We start from the raw sequence: 18,636 nt of genomic DNA, 5'->3' as shown, positions 1-18,636 counted from the left end.
CATGGCCAAGACATATAAAGCCGTAAAGATCTCCCAGGGCAAAACCGGCTGGGGTGGCCCGCTCATCATCGAGCCGACCGAACAGCGCAGCAAGGTGGTTTCCGTCACCGGTGGTGGCATTCACCCGGTGGCGCAGCTTATTGCCGACATGACCGGTGGCGAAGCCGTCGACGGCTTCAGGGCGCCGCCGATCGAAAGCGAGATGGCGGTTGTCGTCGTCGACTGCGGCGGCACCGCACGATGCGGCGTCTATCCGCGCAAGCGTATTCCGACCGTCAATCTGACGCCGGTCGGTCAATCCGGGCCGCTGGCCCAGTTCATCACCGAGGACATCTACGTTTCGGGCGTGAAGCCGGCCAACATCACAATGGCGGACGGATCCGAAACGGTCACGACTGCAGGGGGAGCAGCAGCGATGAGTTCAAGCAACAATGCGGCCGCAGCACCACAGCCGCTGCCGAGCGAAGGTGGGCTGATCGGCCTCATCAGCACGATCGGCCGCGTCATGGGACGTATCGTCGGCATCTTCTTCAATGCCGGCCGCCGCACCATCGATCAGGTCATCCGCAACGTGCTGCCGTTCATGGCCTTCGTGACCATGCTCATCGGTCTGATCCTGTATACCGGCATCGGCGATGTGCTGGCGCAGCCGATGGGTCCGCTGGCCAACAACATCGTCGGCCTGCTGATCATCTCGGCGATCTGCGGCCTGCCGTTCCTGTCGCCCATTCTCGGGCCAGGCGCTGTTATCGCGCAGGTCATCGGCGTTGCCATTATCGGCCCGCAGATTGCCAACGGCACGATTTCGCCGGCAATGGCACTGCCGGCGCTGTTTGCCTACAATACCCAGGTGGGCTGCGACTTCGTCCCCGTCGGCCTGGCGCTCGGTGAGGCCAAGCCGAAGACGATCGAAATCGGCGTTCCGGCGGTGCTCATCAGCCGCCAGATCATGGGTCCGGTCTCGGTGCTGATCGCCTGGGTCGTCAGCCTGATCGTGTTCTAAGGCAATTCCAGGGAAAAGCGCACAATGCTTTCCCTTGGAAATTGCGTCAAAACAAAGAGATAGAGCGGTTCACCGCTCTAGGGAAAGTTGAGAAAATGAGGTTCGCCATATGACGGTTCTGCTGAGAACACGGGTCACTGCCATCGGCCCCGAAGTGGCGGACCTTGCCGAAGGGGGCGTGGTCATCCTGTTTGCGGATGGCTCGCCGCCGGAGCTTGCCGAGGTTTCGGTGCTCCACAAGGCGGAGCAGGGACCAAGTGACGGAGCGCCCGCCAAGGGCGCTTCGATCACCCTCGGCCCGGTTGCCGCTGTTATCACAGCGGTCGGCTCCAGCGCGTGGAGCAAGGTGCTGGAAATGGGTCATGTCGTCATTTCGTTCAACGGCGCTACCGAGCCCGAGAGGCCGGGCGAGATCTGTGCGTCGCAAGTCGACCCGCAAGCGCTCGTGGCCGCCCTGAAGACCGGCGCGATCATCACCATCGCCGCCTGACAGCATTCGCGCCGACGCCTATGTTGGGAGCGGCGCCCAAAACCAGAGTAATTGCCATGGAACGCTCGACCATCGTCAGAGTGCATGAAGGTTTGCACGCCCGTCCCGCGACGCGGTTCGTGAAGCTCGCCAAGGGCTTCGAATCCGACGTCGAACTGGTCAAGGACGGCAAGGCGGTCAGCGCCAAGAGTTCGGTCAAGCTGATGCTGCTGGCGGTCAAGGAGAACCAGGAAGTCACGGTGCGGGCGAATGGCGCCGATGCCATCGAGGCACTCGAGGCGCTGATCGGCTATCTCGAGAATCCGCGGGCCGGCCTCGATGATGAAGCGGAGGCGCAGAGCCCGGCGAACGATGCCGGGCAGGAAGCGGCACCCGCGCCCGGATCCGTGCCGGCGGCATCTGGCGGGGCAAACCGCCTGCGTGGCGTGGCCGCCAGCGAAGGTTTCGCCATCGGCCCGGCCTTTGCGCATTTTCCACCCGATATCGCCGGACAGGGCCGCGTGTTGCGGGCCGAGGAGATAGAAGGCGAGATCCACAGGTTCCGCACGGCCGTCGGCGCGGTCCAGGCCCGTATGGATCATGCGTTGGCGCAGGACAGCCTGTCGGCTGGAGACCGCGGCATCGTCGCGGCGCTGCGCGATATCGCCGCCGACGACAGCCTGACTGGTGAGGCCGAGGGCCTGATCAAGGGCGGCAATGACGCGGTCTCCGCCGTCATCACCGCCGCCTCCACCATCGCCGCCGAATTCAGCGCGGTCGACGATCACTATCTCAACGCGCGGGCGGATGACGTTCATGCGGTCGGGCGGCAGATCTGCCTCGTGTTGCTGGGCCAAGACGATGTCAGCCTCGAAAACATCCCCGAAGGCGCTATCCTGATCGCCGACGACATCGGCGCCTGGGATCTGGCACGCGCGCCGCTGAAGCGCATCGGCGGCGTGGTGTGCGGCCATGGCGGCGCCACCTCGCACATCGCCATCATTGCCCGCTCGCACGGCATTCCGGCAGTGCTCGGCCTCGGCGGCCAGGTCAATGCCTTGCGCATCGCGCGAGAGGTCGCGCTCGATGGCAATGCCGGCCATGTGATCATCGACCCCGACGAGGCGACCCGCGCCGATTTCGCCGGCCGCGTCGAAGCGGCGGCAAAGGAGCGCGCCGGCTTGACCATCTTCAAGACGGTGACGCCGAAGCTCGCCGACGGCAGGATCATCGAGGTCGCGGCCAATATCGGCTCACTCGAGGAAATCGAAGCGGCACAAGAGGCTGGTGCCATGGGCATCGGCCTGTTCCGCACCGAGCTTTTGTTCATGCGCCATATGCATCTGCCCTCGGAGGACATGCAGTCTGAGACCTATGCGGCGCTTGCCAAGGCTTTTGCGCCGTATCCGGTCATTGTGCGCACGCTCGACATCGGCGGTGACAAGCCGATTGCCGGCATCGAATTTCCCGACGAGGAAAACCCCTTCCTCGGCTGGCGCGGCATCCGCATGTGTCTCGACCGGCCCGACATCTTCAAGCGCCAACTGCGGGCGCTGCTGCGCGCAGCCGTGCACGGCAACATCAAGGTGATGCTGCCGATGGTGTCCGACCTCTCTGAGGTCAGGCAGACGCGCGTGCTGATTGACGAATGCACGGCCGAGCTGAAAGCCGAAGGCGTGCCGCACGCGTCGTTCGATCTCGGCGTCATGATCGAAACCCCGGCCGCCGTGCTGATCGCTGCGGCGCTCGCCAAGGAGGTCGCTTTCTTCTCGATCGGCACCAACGATCTGACCCAGTACATCATGGCCGCCGACCGGCTCAATCCGACGGTCGCCAAGCTCAACGATGTCACCAATCCGGCCGTCATGTCGGCGATCGAAATGACGGCAAAAGCCGGCGTCGCCGCCGGTATCATGGTCGGCATGTGCGGTGAGGCGGCCGGCCGTCCCGATCTCATTGCGACCTTCGTGAAGATGGGACTGACCGAACTCTCGATGAGCCCGGCTTCCATCCAGCGCGCCAAGAAAGCGATCATGGCCATGGCCGCTGACGGCTAGCCCAGGCCGGCCAACTACGGCAGATGGGCAAGCAAGGTGGCGAACACCGGTGTCAGTTCAGCGATCGGGTTTGCCTTGGCGCAGGCCTGAACGATGCGGTCGTGGCGAATATCCGCCGCCAGTATCGCGACCTCCAGCATATCCGGCTCCGGCGCGCCGTCCCTGCCGGCGGTCGCCAGGCCGCAGGCCAAAGCGAGCGGTGCCAGGCAGCTTATGTCGAGCGCCCGGCCGCCCACCGGCGTTTCGGGCACTGTTTCGGCAAAGCGAACCGGACGCTGGCTGAGGCACTCGACCAGCAGTGCCGAACAGGCGGCCGCGATTGCCTGCAGTCCGGCACCTGGCGCGGCCAACGCGGCCAGCAGATCGCCATGCCGCTTGCGCATCGTGGCATGGACGGCCGCGAAATCGGCTTCGTGGATGCGGGCACTGTCGATGTTCAGACCGGCAAGCACCGCCTTGGTCAGATAATACATATCGCGCCGAAACAGGCGCTCGGCGTCCAGTTGGCGATCCTCGTTGCCGACCGGGAAATAGGTGCCGAGGCCCTTCACCGTCGTGCCGTCCACCTTGATCGGGCGCTCATGCGGGACGAAAGCTTCAGCGATCGACAGCGCTTCGTCGACGGCACTCGCGGCATGGCTGAGCAGGCCTTCGATGCCCTTGCCTGGAAACGGCGGCAGATGGCTGGTTGCTTCGCGCAGGATGCTGGCATCGCCGCTGCCGTCATGGCGGCTCTGGCGGATGATTTCGCGGACTTCCCGCAGCCGGTCCTTCAGATTGACGCGGACATCTTCGGAGATTTGTCGGAGCATCGCGGATCGCCTTGAAATTTGCTGCGGATAGCCGCCAACCGGGGCAGCCGCCACTCTCTACATTGTTCCTATCGATTGGTAGATCAATAGGCGATACTAGACCAGCATGCAGAATCGGCGGCGGCGCGCTCGTCCGTCGCCGCAGGGGGAGAGACAGACTTGGGGAGACGACGACAGGGCGAAAGCGAAGACGGTCGAGGCGAGGCAACCGAGCAGGTCGCCAGCGAAAGCCGGACGGATCGCCTCAGGATTCGCGCCGCCTGGATGTATTTCGTCGAACAGATGACGCAGAACGAGATCGCCGACGTGCTCGGCGTCGGTCGCGTCACCATCGTGCGCATGCTGGCGGATGCCCGGGCGCGCAACGAAGTGAAGATCACCATCGAGAGCGAATTGTCGGAAATCGTGCGGCTTGAGCGCGCGCTGGAGAAGACGTTCGGGCTGCAGCAGGCGCTGGTGGCGCCGCTTTCGGCACCCAACGCCGATCCGATACCAGCAATCAGCGCCAAGACCGGCAGTTTCCTGTCGGACACGATGAAGTCCGGGATGCGGGTCGGCGTCGGCTGGGGGCAGACGCTGTTCTCGAGCCTGCCCTTCATCAGCGCCAAGTCGCTCACCGACTTCAAGGTGATTTCGCTGCTTGGCGGTGTCGGCGTCGTGCGCCGGGTCAACCCAGCCGAGTTCGCCTGGCGCTTCGCTCAGATATTCCAGGGCGACGGCTATCTGATGCCGACACCAGCCGTCGTCGACAGCGTCGAGACCAAGATCGCACTGATCGAGCGCTGCGGCCTGCAGGAGATTTTCGAAATGGCCGACGTGCTCGATGCCGTTCTGCTGAGCGTCGGCGGGATCGCCTCCGCCACCACCTTCTCTCGTGGCGGCTTTCTCAAGGAGGCGGATCGGGAGGCCCTGCTTGCGCGTGGCGCCGTTGGTGACCTCCTGTTCCATTTCTTCGACCGCAATGGCGATCTGGTCGACCATCCCGTCAACAGCCACGTGATGTCGGTGGATGTCGACCGTCTGCGCAAGGCGCCGATCCGTATCCTCACTTCCGGTGGCGAGGAGAAAACCGAAGCGCTGCTCGGCGCCATGACCCTCATCGCCCCAACCATCCTGATCACCGACGAGGAGAGCGCGCGGCGCATGCTGGAGGCGGTCAGCGGAAGCTGAAGCTGTCCATGATGTAGTCCGGCCAGGCCTGCTGTTCGTCGAAAACAGCGGCGAGATCCGGTGTGTCCGCCAGTATTCCGCTCAGCACCAGCGCGGTGGCGATGCCGGTGCTGTTTCCCCCCGATATATCGTGTTCGACGCTGTCGCCGACACAGACCACGGTGCCACGGTCCGGCTCGCCGGCCAGCGCCAGCGCGGCGTCGAAAATCGCCTTGTCGGGCTTGCCGATGCGGGTAACGCTGCCGCCCAGGCTTTCATAGAGATCGGCCAGACGGCCGGCGCCGAAGCGAGGGCCAACGGCCGTCAGCATGATGATGTCGGGATTGGTGCAGAAACACGGCACCCGCCGCTCTGCGGCCGGCGCGAACAGCCTGCGATAATGGTCGAGGTCAAAGCGGTCACCCTCGCTGGCCGCGATCAGCACCAGTTCGGCCTCATCGCCGGACCCGGTCAGCACAAAAGGCAGGCCCTCGATCGCGGAGCGGTCAGCTTCACGGCTGATCAGCAGGCATTTTGTCCCTGGGCGCAGCTTTCCCGACGTCGCCATCTCCCTGAAGGATCGCCACGCCACCTCGCCGGAAGAAACGAAATGATCCCAGCTTCCCGCTTCGAAGCCGAGTTTTATGAGCCGGCTTTCATTGGGTCGTGCCCGCCTGCCGGAGTTCGAAACCAGCACCACGGTCTTGCCGGCGCGCTTCAGCGCCGACAGCGCTGCCACCGCGCCCGGATAGGGCCGTGTGCCGTCATGCAGCACGCCGAACTGGTCGAGCAGGAACACATTATAGCGCTCCGCCAGCGGCCCGATGCCGTCGAGACGTTCGATCGTTTTCGCGCTCATAGGAGTCCTGCCCGGCTTGCACCCATCAGCGCCAGCCGCGCCGTGCCGGCGGCGGCCTCGTCGGAAAGCGCGGGCAGGAAATCGACCCCGAGCCTGCGCCGCCGGATTGCCGTCCAGGCTGGGTTCGCCGCCCCGCCTCCGACGCTCCTGACCGATATCAGCGCTGGCGCGCCGAGTTCGGCAAGCCTGTCATAGCCAAGCGCTTCGATCGCGGCGATACCTTCGAACATCGCTTTCAGATAATCGGCGTCGTCCGCCGGCCGGGGCGCAAGGCGAGGCGGCAGTGCCGGATCGGCGATGGGAAATCGTTCGCCCGTGGCGGGAAGCGGATAGTAATCGAGGCCGGTGTCGGTCTCCGGGTCGATTTTCGCGCTGAGTTCGATGATGCGGGCGAGCGGAAAATGCTGGGCCAGCACCTTGCCGCCGGAATTCGACGCACCGCCTGCCAGCCAGGCGTTGCCGAGCCGGTGGCTGTAGATGCCGAAGCGCGGCGCCGAAATCGGCCGGTCGGACAGGATCTTGATGGTCAGCGAGGATCCCAGCGCGGTGACGCCGTCGCCGATCGCGGCAGCACCTGTCGCCAGGAACGAGGCGCAGCCATCCGTGGTGCCGGCGACAATGGCCACATCGCGCGGCAAGCCGAACAGTTCCCCGGCTTCCGCGGTGAGGGCGCCGGTGACCTCGCCCGGTTCGACCACGCGCGGCAGCAACTCCATGCGCATTCCGGTCGCGGCGATCCATTCCGGCCAGCGGCGGGCCTCGACATCATAGCCTGTCTTCAGGGCATTGTTCTCGTCGCTGACGTCGAAGCGGCCGGAGAAGTTTCCGGCAATCCAGTCGGCCTGATGCAGCACCGCCGCAATGCCCGGCAGATGCTGGAAGCGCAGGGCCTTGGCGAGGCCGGATGTCGCTCCGTGCGCTGCACTTGCAGCCGGCGCGGTGCGGTCGATCGCGGCCAGCATGTCGTCGTCATCGACCTTGTCGTTGTACATCAGCGGTTCGGCCAGCGGCCGCCCGGCGGCGTCGACCGGCAGCAGCGTGCCGGAGGTGCCGTCGATGGCGATGGCGCGGACCGCCGTGCGGTCGATGCCGGAAAGCAGTTCCGTCAGCACCGCCTTGACCGCTTGCCACCACGCCGTGGGGGCTCGGCCATCGCGGCCAAACCTGTCGAGTGGAACGGCCGAATGCCCGGCTATGGAAAAATCCGGGCGCATGGCGACGGCGCGCGCACCTGATGTGCCTAGGTCGATGCCGATGACAAGTGGCATCATGTCCATGCTAGCCGCCAGCCGCGTTGAGCTTCTGGCGATATTGCTCGGCGTCCCAGTTGACCAGTTCGTCATTCTCGGAAGCGGTGAGATAGTTCAGCCGCGCTGCGATGTCGATGCGCGCCGTCACGTCGGCGAGGCAGCGTTGCATGGCATCGGCGCCGGCACTGGCGTCGCCGCGCATCAGCACGCCGGCGCCGGGAAACAGGATCGCCGCCGGCGCCGTGTCCAGTCGTGCGATAACGTCGGCCACGGTCTCCCCAGGTCTCGCCACGACGGAGCCCTGGCCGAGGAAGATGACGTGGTCCGGATAGAGGCTGCCGGCCTGCGCCATGCGGCGGCTCTCAGGGTCGAGCGCAACCGCATGCGCTTCGACATCGGCCGGCAATCTGTAGAAGCTGCCGCCGGCAAGCGCCGCCAAGGCGTCGAGGTCGGGTGCGGCGGTCGCGCGCGCCGGCCGGGCCAGCAATGACCTGATACGGCGCAGCAGAAGCTCCGCCCCGGCGACGGTTTCGGCGGCGACGACCAGCCCGTGATTGCCAAGGATCAGCACGTCGACGCCAGGCCGCAGTTTTTCGGCAATGCCGCGTGCAAGCGGCAGGCCCGGCCGGAAATAAGGCACATAGGCCCATTCGATGCCATCGAGCCGCCTGGCGACCTCGGCCTCGCCATCGGCCTGCACGGCAAGCGAGATGGTGTCGACGCAATGGACGTGAAGAACCACGCGCTGCGGCATCAGGGCGTGCACCGTGGTCTCGATCGACGGCCGCAGGCCGCGCGGGTTGAGCGCTGCAATGGTGAAACCTTGCGGCTGGTCGGCGGCGCGATCGCGCTGTTCGACGGCTCTCAGCAACGGCGCCATCGCCACCGGCACCATGATGTCGTCGGTGAGCGCGTCCTTGAGCCAGGTGCCGGAGGCCTTGATCCACAGCGTGTCGCCGGCTTTCAGCGAGGTGTTGCCGCCTGCCGCCTGGGTCAGATGCGGGCTCTGCCCGATGCTGGCCGAAAGCGCCCGTAAGGCCGCCAGTTCCTGCGCGTCAGCTTGGGTCGCCATGGCGCTTTTCCTCCAACGGCTCGGCCGTGTCCTGCGCGAAATCCCGTTGCCGGGGTCGAATTGGCGCTGATATCGCAGATACGAGTGATCTACGTCAATAGTGATCTACTATCATCAAAACCCGCTTGCAATCCGGCTAATGTTGAGTAAGTTGCGCCAACTGCCATGGAAAATGGCATTCGGGAGGAAAGAATTGAGCGACTCCGGCCGCCAGCGTCAGATCGTCGAACTGCTGCGGGATCGTCCGTTCGCTTCGGTGCGCGAGCTGCAGGAACGGCTTGGCGTTTCGGCCGCGACGGTCAGGCGTGATATCGACAGGATCGACGAGGCCGGCGAAGCGCGGAAGGTCTATGGCGGCATCTCGGCGCTCGACGGCGCTTCCCAAGCCGGTGTCGCCTACGCCCGGCCCTATGACGAGAACCGCGACCTTGCGGTCGAGGCCAAGCGGCAGATCGCCGCTCTCGCGGCGACCATGGTGCGTGACGGCGACGCCGTCGTCGTGCATGGCGGCTCGACCTGCTTCCATCTCGGGGTCAAGCTCGCCGAGCGCAACATCCGCCTCTACACCAACTCGATGCCGCTGGCGGCCTATCTCAGCGACCACGGCCATTGCAGCCTGACGGTTGCGGGGGGTGATCTGCATCGCGAACCCGGCATCATCCATTCGCTCACCCAGGCCGTGCCCTTCTACGCCTCCAAATTCTTTCTCGGCGCGCAAGGCCTTGGCCAGGAAGGCGTGATGGAATCGCACCCGCTGCTGGTACGCTCGATCGTCGATCTCAGCCTCTGCGCCGACCAGATCGTGGTGCTGGCCGACAGCCGCAAACTGTCGATCCAAGCGCGCAATGTCGCGCTGCCGCTTTCCCGCATCGGCACGCTGGTCACCGACGACGGTCTCTCCGACGCCGATGCGCGCATGCTGGAAGATGCCGGCGTCATGGTGCGGATAGCCTCGGGAGCCATCCAGTGAAGGTGGCTGTCCTCGATTTCGGCAAGACCAATTCGAAGCTGTTCGTCTTCGGCCAGGACGGGCGGATCATCGACGAGCGCCGGACACAGCCGAAATGGGTGCGCCAAGACGGCTTCAGCGTGCTCGACGAGGCAGCGCTCCACCATTGGGCGCTCAGCGCCGTTGCCGATGCGGTCGATGGTCATGGAGTGGAAGGGGTCATGGTGTCGGGCCATGGCTGCACCTTTGCCTTGGTCGACGAGGCGGCGCTGACGCATCCGATCCTCGATTACGAGCAAGAGCCGCCGGCCGAGATTGCCGCGCGGATCGACCGCCGCATTCCTGACTTTTCCGAGACGTTCTCGCCGCGGCTGCCGCTCGGCTTCAATTACGGCCGCCATATGCTGTGGCTGCAGGAGGTCGATCCGGACGCGTTCGCTGCGTCGAAATCGATCCTCGGCTATCCGCAATACTGGAGCTGGCGCCTTGGCGGACGGGCGGTCTCGGAAGTATCCTATCTCGGCTGCCATTCGCATTTGTGGGCGCCGCGCCGCCAAGATTTTTCCTCGCTGGTCGACGCGCAGGGCTGGCGTGACCGAATGCCTGCCTTCGAGCGCGCCGGCACTGTTATCGGCGAGCACCGCCTCGGCGATGCAGCGGAGCCGATCGCCATCCACAACGGCGTCCATGACTCGAATGCAGCGCTGCATGCCTATCGCCGGCAGGAGCTTGGCCCGGTCACCGTCGTTTCTACTGGCACCTGGGTCGTCGTGCTCAATCCGGACTGCCCGCTCGACGCGCTCGACCGGGATCGCGACATGCTGGTCAATGTCGATGTCGGCGGCGGCTCGGTGCCGACCATCCGCTTCATGGGCGGGCGCGAATTCGCAACCATCAGCGCCGGCTGGCAAGGCGAGATCGCCGGCCCGGCGGTGCAGCGGGTGATCGATGCCGGCATCATGGCGCTGCCGAGCTTCGCGCCAGGCGGGCCGATGGCGGGGCATTCCGGCCGACTGGCGGGGCGCGCGCCCAATGCCGAGGAACGCGCGGCCACGGCGCTGCTCTACGTCGCGCTGATGGTCGATCTCTGCCTCGACCTCATCCATTCGAACAACACCGTGATCGTCGATGGAGGGCTGAACACGGGCGGTCTGCTCGCCGGACTGCTGGCGCAATTGCGTCCCGACCAGGCTTTCCTGCAGGGCGCCACGCTGGAGGGCAGTGCCACCGGTGCAGCGGCGCTCGCCTTCAAGAGCGTTGGGCGCGAATTCGCCGCCGAAGTTCCGGAGCCGGTGCGCGCGTCGCGTTTCACCGGGTTGGCAGGCTATCGCGGCAATTGGCGTGCCGCCACCATGGACCGGGGCGTCGCTGGTGCGGCGGTGGGAGGCGCGCGATGAGTGCGATTGCCAAGGCCGAGACCGCGCGCCAGCCGGTGCTGGAGATGCGCCACATCTCCAAGACGTTCGGCGCGATTCGTGCCTTGCACGATGTCTCGCTGAGCGTCCATGCCGGCGAGCTGCACGCCTTGATGGGCGAGAACGGCGCCGGCAAGTCGACATTGATGAAAGTGCTTTCAGGCGCCTATCGGCCGGATGCCGGTGGCGAGATCCTGATCGACGGCATGCCGGCCGCGACCGGCGATCCGATCAAGGCGCGCGCCAGCGGCGTCGCGGTGATCTATCAGGAGCTGTCGCTGGCGCCCAATCTGACGGTGGCGCAGAACATCTTCCTCGGCAACGAGCCGCGACGCTTCGGCATCGTCGATCGTGACCAGTGCACCCGGCGCGCCAGGGAGATCATCGCGCGTCTGGGCGTCTCCTTTTCGGCCCGCGACATGGTCTCCAGCCTGTCGCTCGGCGAGCGACAATTGGTCGAGATCGCCCGCGCGCTGTCGACCAATGCGCGCATCATCGTCATGGACGAGCCGACGACGTCGCTGACCTCGCGCGAGACCGACCGGCTGTTCGAGGTCATCGCGACGCTGAAATCGCAAGGCATCGCCATCATCTACATCAGTCACCGCATGGAAGAGGTCTACCAGCTTGCCGATCGCGTCAGCGTGCTGCGCGACAGCGGTTATGTCGGTACGCTCGAACGTGCCGACCTCAGCGCCTCGCGCCTCGTCTCGATGATGGTCGGCCGCGATCTGTCGGCTTTCTACAAGAAGGATCATCGGCCGCCGGACGAAAAGCGCGCGGTGGCGCTCTCGGTGCGTGGCATGTCCGACGGCCGTCTCCTGAAAGACTGTTCGTTCGACCTGCACAAGGGCGAGGTGCTGGCGCTGGCGGGTCTGGTCGGTTCCGGCCGTACCGAGCTTGCGCGGCTGATCTTCGGCGCCGACAGGCGCGCGTCAGGCACGCTGGAACTCGACGGCAAACCTGTAACCATCGGCTCGCCGCGCGAGGCGCTCGATGCCGGCATCGCCTATCTGACCGAGGACCGCAAGGAACTCGGCCTGTTCCTCGACATGTCGATTTCCGACAACATCAGCATGGGCGTGCTGGCGCGGGATTCGCGCGCCGGCGGCTTGCGCGACTTCGCGGCCGCCGAAAGGCGCGCTTCCAAGGCCGTTGCCGATCTCTCCATCCGCACCGGTTCGGTGCAGGCCAATGCCGGCTCGCTGTCCGGCGGCAACCAGCAGAAGGTGCTGCTCGCCCGCCTGCTCGAGACCGAGCCGAAGGTGGTCATCCTCGACGAGCCGACCCGCGGCGTCGATGTCGGGGCAAAGTCGGAAATCTACCGGCTGATCGACAATCTCGCCAAGCAGGGCATCGCCATCCTGATGATCTCCAGCGAACTGCCCGAGGTGATCGGCGTCGCCGACCGCGTGCTGGTGATGCGCGATGGCACGATATCGGGCGAGGTGACGGCATCGCAAGGCGAACCGCTAAGCCAGGAGAAAATCATGGAACTTGCAACGGGAGCGGCTCAGCAATGACCGACAAGGCGACCGAGATCAGCGCAGGCGGCCAGGCCACCGGCACGAGCCGACGGTTGCGCACGGCTTTCGCTGCCCTTGGCATGCTGCCGGTGCTGATCCTGCTGGCGGCCGGCTTCCAGTTCCTGAACCCGCGCTTCCTGACCGAGACCAACCTGTTGATTGTCACCCAGCAGTCGTCGATCAACATCGTGCTGGCGGCCGGCATGACCTTCGTCATCCTGACCGGCGGCATCGACCTGTCCGTCGGCGCCATCCTCGCCGCATCGGCGATGGTGGCGGTGATGGTGTCGCTGGTGCCGGACTGGGGTTTGCTCGGCGTGCCGGCGGCCATTCTGGTCGGGCTGGGCTTCGGCCTCATCAACGGGCTGCTCATCGCCTACATCAAGCTGCCGCCCTTCATCGTCACGCTGGGTTCGCTGACCGCGGTGCGCGGTGTTGCCCGCCTGCTCGGCCAGGACACCACGGTATTCAACTCGGACCTGCCGTTCGATTTCATCGGCAACGGTTCGCTGTTCGGCATTCCATGGCTGGTCATCATCGCGCTGTCGGTGGTCGTGCTGTCCTGGCTGGTGCTGAAGCGCACGGTGCTCGGCACCTGGATCTATGCCGTCGGCGGCAATGCCGAAGCGGCGCGGCTGACCGGCATCAAGGTGCCGCTGGTGCTGCTCTTCGTCTATGGGGTTTCCGGCCTGCTGGCCGGTCTTGGCGGCGCCATGTCGGCGGCCCGGCTCTACGCCGCCAACGGCTTGCAGTTGGGCCAGTCCTACGAACTCGACGCCATTGCCGCGGTCATCCTCGGCGGCACCAGCTTCGTCGGCGGCGTCGGCTCGATCTGGGGCACGCTGATCGGCGGCCTGATCATCGCGGTGCTCTCCAACGGGCTCATCTTGGCCGGTGTCTCCGACATCTGGCAGTACATCATCAAGGGATTGGTCATCATCGTGGCGGTCGCCCTCGACCGCTACAGGCTCCAGGCAGGAGCAAGAACGTGATTGACCTTAGTCGCCGGCGTCAACGACCGGTTTCATGTAACGCACCGTGAGAGGCGCGGGGCAATCGGAGGAAAGCAATGAAGACCATCGCCAAACTGCTCTGCGGCGTCGCACTCGCGTCGCTCGCCATCGCGCCTGCTTCGGCCAAGGACCTCAACAAGGTCGGCATCTCGGTCGGCCTGCTCGGCAATCCCTTCTTCGTCGCCACCATCAAGGGCATCGAGGACGCGGCCAAGAAGATCAACCCGAAGGTCGAGGTGACCTCGGTGTCGGCCGACTATGACCTCAACAAGCAGGTCTCGCAGGTCGATTCATTCATCGCCGCCGGTGTCGACGTGATCATGCTCAATGCCGTCGACGCCAAGGCGATCGCGCCGGCGGTGAAGAAGGCACAGGCTGCGGGTATCGTCGTTGCCGCCTTCGACGTTTCGGCGCCGGGCGCCGACGTGACCGTGATGACCAACAACGTCAAGGCCGGCGAAGAGGCCTGCCAGTACCTGGTCGACCACACCGGCGGCAAGGGCGACTACGTCATCCTCAACGGACCGGCATCGTCCTCGATCCTGGAGCGGGTGAAGGGCTGCAAGAACGTGCTGGCGCAGCATCCCGACATCAAGATCCTCTCCGACGACCAGAATGCCGAAGGCTCGCGCGACGGCGGCCTGAAGGTGTTCCAGTCGCTGCTCACCCGCTTCGACAAGATCGATGCGGTGTTTGCCATCAACGATCCGACGGCGATCGGCGCCCAGCTTGCCGCCAAGCAGCTCAACCGCTCGGAGTTCATCTTCACCGCCGTCGACGGCGCGCCCGATATCGAGAAGGAACTCTCCTCCGGCACCTCGATGATCAAGGCCTCGGCCTCGCAGGATCCTTATGTGATGGCCGGCCAGTCACTGACGATGGCGGCCGAACTTCTGGCCGGCAAGAAGCCGACGGAGCCGACCGTGCTGCTCGACCCGAAGCTGATCACGGCCGAGAACCTGAAGGACTACAAGGGCTGGACCGCGGCCCGCTAAATCCTTCCCAAGCCGGTGCGGCCGGGATGACCCGGCCGCACCTCTTGTCAGCACCGGAGACGATGATGTCGCGTATTGGAATCCATTCTTTCGTCTGGTCGGCGAGCTCGGCTCAGGCAGATCTCGAGCGCACGCTGACCAACACCAGGGAGGCCGGCTTCGACCTCATCGAATTCTCCTATCTCGACCCCGCCAATGTCGACATCGGCGGGCTCGCCAGGCGCATCGCCGATCTTGGCCTCGGCGTGGCGATCAGCATCGGATTGCCTGTTGATGGCGATATTTCGAGCGCCGACAAGGCGATTGCCGCGCGCGGCGTCGAAATCCTCAACGACACCATCGCGCTGACGCGCGATCTCGGCGGCCGGAAGGTCGCCGGCATTCTCTCGACCAGCCACGGATTGCAGGTCGAGGCGCCGACACGCGATCAATGGCAGCGCAGCGCCGGCACGCTGGCCAAGGTTGCCGAGACAGCCAAGGCGGCCGGCGTCACGCTCAACCTCGAGATCGTCAACCGCTTCGAAAGCAACCTGCTCAACACCGCCGCGCAAGGGCTGGCCTTCATCGAGGACACAGGCTCGGACAACATCTTCCTGCATCTCGACACCTTCCACATGAACATCGAGGAGGCCGATGTCGGGCTGGCCATCCGTCAAGCCGCGGACAAGATCGGCTATGTCCATATCGGCGAGAGCCATCGCGGTTTCCTCGGCACCGGCAATATCGATTTCGCCGCGATCTTCGATGCGCTGACGGCCATCGGCTACAGCGACGACCTCAGCTTCGAATCCTTCTCGTCGGAAATCGTCGATGAGAACCTGTCGAAGAAGACCGCGATCTGGCGCAATCTCTGGACGGACAACATGGCGCTGGCCAAGCACGCGCGCGCCTTCATCGGGCTCGGGCTGGAGACGGCAAGGCGCAAGGCGGAACTCGTCTCGGCACGGCACAAACCCTGACCCGCCCGTCGAGAGCCGAAGGACGCGGCGTGCGCCGCATGGCGGGGTTCCGAACCCGGATTAACAAAAGGCCCCGTGGTAGCCAGTTTTGGCAGCTTTTGTCCCGCCATTTTTCCCGAGATAGGAATTTTTTCTTGACCCGGTGACCTCAGCTATGGTACATTTTTGCCCATGGTGCTGATTTGCGCCAGCGAGCCGCCGCACAGGCGGGTTTTTCGTTTGATGCTCCGTAAGCCAACGTATCGGCGAAAGGCTCCGAGGGAACCTGTTAACCCGAGTTCGTTGGCGTGCCAGCCGTATGGCGCCGGCATTGCTCGCGGCAGGTGCATCGGTTATCTGACCGGCCAGGCAAACAACGCCACGCAATCCACCAAACGGAGCCCAGCACATGACACGCGAGACAATCCTCAAATTCGGCACCGTCGAACACGCGGACGCCGGCGATCTGGCTGGCTGGATCGTCGTCGAGGGCAAGCCGACCATGCAAACCGCCGTCCAGCACACGACCGAGGACGGCAAGGTGTTGTCGGGCACCTGGCGCGCGACGCCCGGCACCTATCACGCGACCTATACCGACTACGAGTTCGTGCACATGATCGCCGGCCGCATCATCATCACGCCGGACGGCGGCACGCCGGTCGAGGTCGGCCCCGGCGATGCCTTCGTGGTGGAAGCGGATTTCAAGGGAACCTGGAAGATTATCGAGCCGGTGACGAAGCATTTTGTCGTCAGGGTTGGCTGAGGCGGATCGGCGACCCCGCGTGCGGAAAAACGGTGCGGTTGCTGTCACGGCAGGACCGTATCACTGCCGCATCCCGGAGCAGGCGCGGCACGCCTGAACCTGGCGTGTTCGTTGCTCTGTCGCAATAGCCAGGCCGCGGGCTATGCGGTTATCGTGGCGGGAGGTTTGTGGCGATGGCATGAGCAGCCGTCCTCATCTGCAAGCGGCATTTTCTATTCCCGCGATGCGGTGTTCGACCGGTTGAAGAACATGCTTCGCATGACGCCATCGCGCAGCAGCACGAAATGCACCAGGGCAGCCAGGATGTGAACACCGGCAAGTCCAAGCAATACCCAGACCAGCTTTGCATGGATGACTGCGAATCCCCTTGCCGAAAGCGCGCTGACGGACGGCGCCAACGGCACAGGCAAGTTTCCGAAAAGCCGCGCGGGAGGCATGAAAGGCATTGGCCGGTAGCCCAGCCATCCCGTTATCAGGACGGCGAGAATCGCAACGTAGAGAAACATATGGAAGAAAGCCGTCGCAAACCGCATGGGCCGTGAGGCTTGCCTGACAGGGGCGCGGGTAAAGATGCGCCAGCAAAGTCTGAGGACGATGATGGCAAGGATTGTCACGCCGATCGACATGTGAAGCGGAAGCCAGTTCATCGTCGCCATACCCGGCCCGTCCATCGGCCCAAAGGCAACGGCGATTTGCGCCGCGAGCGCGATCACGGTCAGCCAATGCAACAGACGAATGCCGAAATGCCAGCGCAGGCGAGGGTTCTCCTTCACATCCGAAGCTCGACTGTTGTCAAATGCAAGAAGGAGGGCGTGATGGTTTCATCCGCTCCAGCGGGCCAATTTCGCGAAGAAGTATGGCGGCTCACCAAGTCTTTGAAAAGCGTGGTGATCCCGACAGGAATCGAACCTGTGACCTACAGATTAGGAATCTGCCGCTCTATCCTACTGAGCTACGGGACCACGCGGCCAGACACATAGCCGCTTCGGATCGTTTCGCCAAGAGGCCGGCCGAAGGCAATTCGGCCGGCTTTGCGCTGCCGCCGTCAGGCGGCCAGCGCGGTTTCCGCCAGTTTCACCCAGTAGCTCATGCCGTGCGGGATGACCTCGTCGTTGAAGTCGTAGGCCGGGTTGTGGAGACCGGCGGTGTCGCCATTGCCGATGAAGATGAAGGCGCCGGGGCGGGCCTCCAGCATATAGGAGAAATCCTCGCCGCCCATCACCGGCTGGATGCCGCGGTGGACATGGGCGTCGCCGGCGACACTCATCGCGACATCACCGGCAAACACCGTCTCTTCGGCGTGGTTGAAGGTCACGGGGTAATTTGCCTGATAGTCGACCTCGATCTTTGCCCCGAACGCGGTCGCCAGCCCGTCGCAGATGCTGCGGATGCGCTCTTCGGACTTCTTGGCGATCTCCTTGCGCAAGGTGCGCACGGTGCCGGCGATTTCAGCGGTTTCGGGGATGATGTTGTAGGCGTCACCGGCGTGGAACTTGGTCACCGACACCACCACGGCCTCGACCGGGTCGGTGCTGCGCGAGGCGATCGTCTGCAAGGCGCCGACCAACTGGCTGGTGATGACGATCGGGTCGATCGTGCCGTGCGGCATCGCCGCGTGGCCGCCCTTGCCGCGCACAGTGATGGTGAACTCGGCGGTCGCCGCCATGATCGGGCCAGGGCGAATGGCGAACTGCCCGACAGGCAGGCCCGGCATGTTGTGCATGCCGAACACTTTGGAGATGTCGAAACGCTCCATCATGCCGTCCTTGACCATCTCGTTGCCGCCGCCGCCGCCCTCTTCGGCCGGCTGGAAGATCACCGCCACCGAACCGGTGAAGTTGCGCGTCTCGGCGAGGTATTTGGCCGCGCCCAGCAGCATCGCCGTGTGGCCGTCATGGCCGCAGGCGTGCATCTTGCCGGGGACGGTCGAGGCGTAGGGCTTGCCTGATATCTCGTTGAGCGGCAGCGCGTCCATGTCGGCGCGCAGGCCGATGGTCGGGCCTTCGCCCTGGCGGCCGCGGATGATGCCGACCACGCCGGTCTTGCCGAGGCCGGTGACCACGTCGTCGCAACCGAAAGCCTTCAGCTTCTCGGTGACGAAGGCGGCGGTCTTGAAGACGTCGAAGTTCAGTTCTGGCGTCTGGTGCAGATGCTGGCGCCAGCCGGCAACTTCGTCCTGCATTTCGGCGGCACGGTTCAGGATTGGCATGATGGTTCCATCTCGCTGTTGGGACAGCGGCGTTGGCCGCTGCCTTGCAATTGTGATCGCCAGGCACTTTGCCATCTTGGCGTCACATAGAGTAAATAGCACCGCAACAATGGGTCCGGGTTTTGAGGGTCGGACCATATGCTGGCGATCGCGTAAC

General features: G+C 64.7%; 17 protein-coding genes and 1 tRNA gene. 11 read left to right on the top strand and 7 right to left on the bottom strand.

What is annotated here, in order from left to right:
• Position 1: 1 nt before the first annotated feature.
• The 3 genes from srlE (at position 2) to ptsP (ending at position 3,529) form a co-directional block, all read left to right on the top strand.
• A complete protein-coding gene (srlE, locus tag NKH52_RS05235; RefSeq protein WP_352733931.1) occupies positions 2-1,003 on the top strand; it encodes a PTS glucitol/sorbitol transporter subunit IIB in 1,002 nt (333 codons plus the stop codon).
• A 109-nt stretch (positions 1,004-1,112) separates the two neighbouring features.
• A complete protein-coding gene (locus NKH52_RS05230) occupies positions 1,113-1,493 on the top strand; it encodes a PTS glucitol/sorbitol transporter subunit IIA (protein WP_352733933.1) in 381 nt (126 codons plus the stop codon).
• 56 nt (positions 1,494-1,549) lie between these two features.
• A complete protein-coding gene (gene ptsP, locus NKH52_RS05225) occupies positions 1,550-3,529 on the top strand; it encodes a phosphoenolpyruvate--protein phosphotransferase (RefSeq protein WP_352733935.1) in 1,980 nt (659 codons plus the stop codon).
• 14 nt (positions 3,530-3,543) lie between these two features.
• Here the strand turns inward: ptsP and NKH52_RS05220 are convergent, their stop codons facing one another.
• Positions 3,544-4,341 (bottom strand): hypothetical protein, encoded by a 798-nt coding sequence (locus NKH52_RS05220; protein ID WP_352733936.1) that lies wholly within the window; start codon positions 4,339-4,341, stop codon positions 3,544-3,546.
• Between the two features lie 159 nt (positions 4,342-4,500).
• Here NKH52_RS05220 and NKH52_RS05215 point away from each other — a divergent pair, with 159 nt between their 5' ends.
• Entirely contained in the window at positions 4,501-5,511 is a 1,011-nt protein-coding gene (locus NKH52_RS05215; protein ID WP_127269653.1) for a sugar-binding transcriptional regulator, read from the top strand.
• Here the strand turns inward: NKH52_RS05215 and NKH52_RS05210 are convergent.
• From NKH52_RS05210 to NKH52_RS05200, 3 genes are read right to left on the bottom strand one after another with little or no spacing between them, the layout of a single operon-like run.
• Positions 5,498-6,349, bottom strand: a complete 852-nt coding sequence (locus NKH52_RS05210; protein WP_352733938.1) for a TIGR01459 family HAD-type hydrolase — start codon at positions 6,347-6,349, stop codon at positions 5,498-5,500. The genes NKH52_RS05215 and NKH52_RS05210 overlap by 14 nt on opposite strands.
• Positions 6,346-7,620, bottom strand: a complete 1,275-nt coding sequence (locus tag NKH52_RS05205; protein ID WP_352733957.1) for an FGGY-family carbohydrate kinase — start codon at positions 7,618-7,620, stop codon at positions 6,346-6,348. The genes NKH52_RS05210 and NKH52_RS05205 overlap by 4 nt, the downstream gene beginning before the upstream one ends.
• A 7-nt stretch (positions 7,621-7,627) precedes the next feature.
• Complete coding sequence (locus NKH52_RS05200) at positions 7,628-8,671, bottom strand: class II aldolase/adducin family protein (protein ID WP_352733940.1); 1,044 nt, start codon at positions 8,669-8,671, stop codon at positions 7,628-7,630.
• 193 nt (positions 8,672-8,864) lie between these two features.
• Here NKH52_RS05200 and NKH52_RS05195 point away from each other — a divergent pair, with 193 nt between their 5' ends.
• The 7 genes from NKH52_RS05195 (at position 8,865) to NKH52_RS05165 (ending at position 16,270) form a co-directional block, all read left to right on the top strand.
• Positions 8,865-9,641, top strand: coding sequence for a DeoR/GlpR family DNA-binding transcription regulator (locus tag NKH52_RS05195; RefSeq protein ID WP_352733942.1), 777 nt, complete (start codon positions 8,865-8,867; stop codon positions 9,639-9,641).
• Positions 9,638-11,017 carry an FGGY-family carbohydrate kinase gene (locus NKH52_RS05190; protein WP_352733944.1) on the top strand — a complete coding sequence of 460 codons (1,380 nt, stop codon included), beginning with the start codon at positions 9,638-9,640 and terminating at the stop codon, positions 11,015-11,017. Before NKH52_RS05195 ends, NKH52_RS05190 begins: the two co-directional genes overlap by 4 nt.
• The gene (locus NKH52_RS05185; protein WP_352733946.1) at positions 11,014-12,558 is read left to right on the top strand and encodes a sugar ABC transporter ATP-binding protein; all 1,545 of its coding nucleotides are present in this window, start codon (positions 11,014-11,016) and stop codon (positions 12,556-12,558) included. Before NKH52_RS05190 ends, NKH52_RS05185 begins: the two co-directional genes overlap by 4 nt.
• Complete coding sequence (locus NKH52_RS05180; RefSeq protein ID WP_127266680.1) at positions 12,555-13,553, top strand: ABC transporter permease subunit; 999 nt, start codon at positions 12,555-12,557, stop codon at positions 13,551-13,553. The genes NKH52_RS05185 and NKH52_RS05180 overlap by 4 nt, the downstream gene beginning before the upstream one ends.
• A gap of 77 nt (positions 13,554-13,630) precedes the next feature.
• Positions 13,631-14,569: an ABC transporter substrate-binding protein gene (locus NKH52_RS05175; protein WP_352442065.1), complete on the top strand. Its 939-nt coding sequence runs from the start codon at positions 13,631-13,633 to the stop codon at positions 14,567-14,569.
• A gap of 65 nt (positions 14,570-14,634) precedes the next feature.
• Positions 14,635-15,528 (top strand): sugar phosphate isomerase/epimerase family protein, encoded by an 894-nt coding sequence (locus NKH52_RS05170; protein ID WP_127295949.1) that lies wholly within the window; start codon positions 14,635-14,637, stop codon positions 15,526-15,528.
• Between the two features lie 388 nt (positions 15,529-15,916).
• A complete protein-coding gene (locus NKH52_RS05165) occupies positions 15,917-16,270 on the top strand; it encodes a cupin domain-containing protein (protein ID WP_127266678.1) in 354 nt (117 codons plus the stop codon).
• 212 nt (positions 16,271-16,482) lie between these two features.
• On the opposite strand, the gene NKH52_RS05160 is transcribed toward NKH52_RS05165, so the two are convergent.
• The 3 genes from NKH52_RS05160 to NKH52_RS05150 form a co-directional block, all read right to left on the bottom strand.
• A complete protein-coding gene (locus NKH52_RS05160; protein WP_352727779.1) occupies positions 16,483-17,043 on the bottom strand; it encodes a cytochrome b in 561 nt (186 codons plus the stop codon).
• A 112-nt stretch (positions 17,044-17,155) separates the two neighbouring features.
• A tRNA-Arg gene (locus NKH52_RS05155) sits at positions 17,156-17,232 on the bottom strand.
• 83 nt (positions 17,233-17,315) lie between these two features.
• Complete coding sequence (locus NKH52_RS05150) at positions 17,316-18,479, bottom strand: M20 aminoacylase family protein (RefSeq protein ID WP_352727781.1); 1,164 nt, start codon at positions 18,477-18,479, stop codon at positions 17,316-17,318.
• Positions 18,480-18,636: the final 157 nt, after the last annotated feature.

The sequence above is a fragment of the Mesorhizobium sp. M1066 genome (genome assembly GCF_040318635.1).
Taxonomy (GTDB): domain Bacteria; phylum Pseudomonadota; class Alphaproteobacteria; order Rhizobiales; family Rhizobiaceae; genus Mesorhizobium.
Note: the sequence above shows the minus strand (reverse complement) of the source record. Positions and strands in the feature narration are given on the sequence as shown.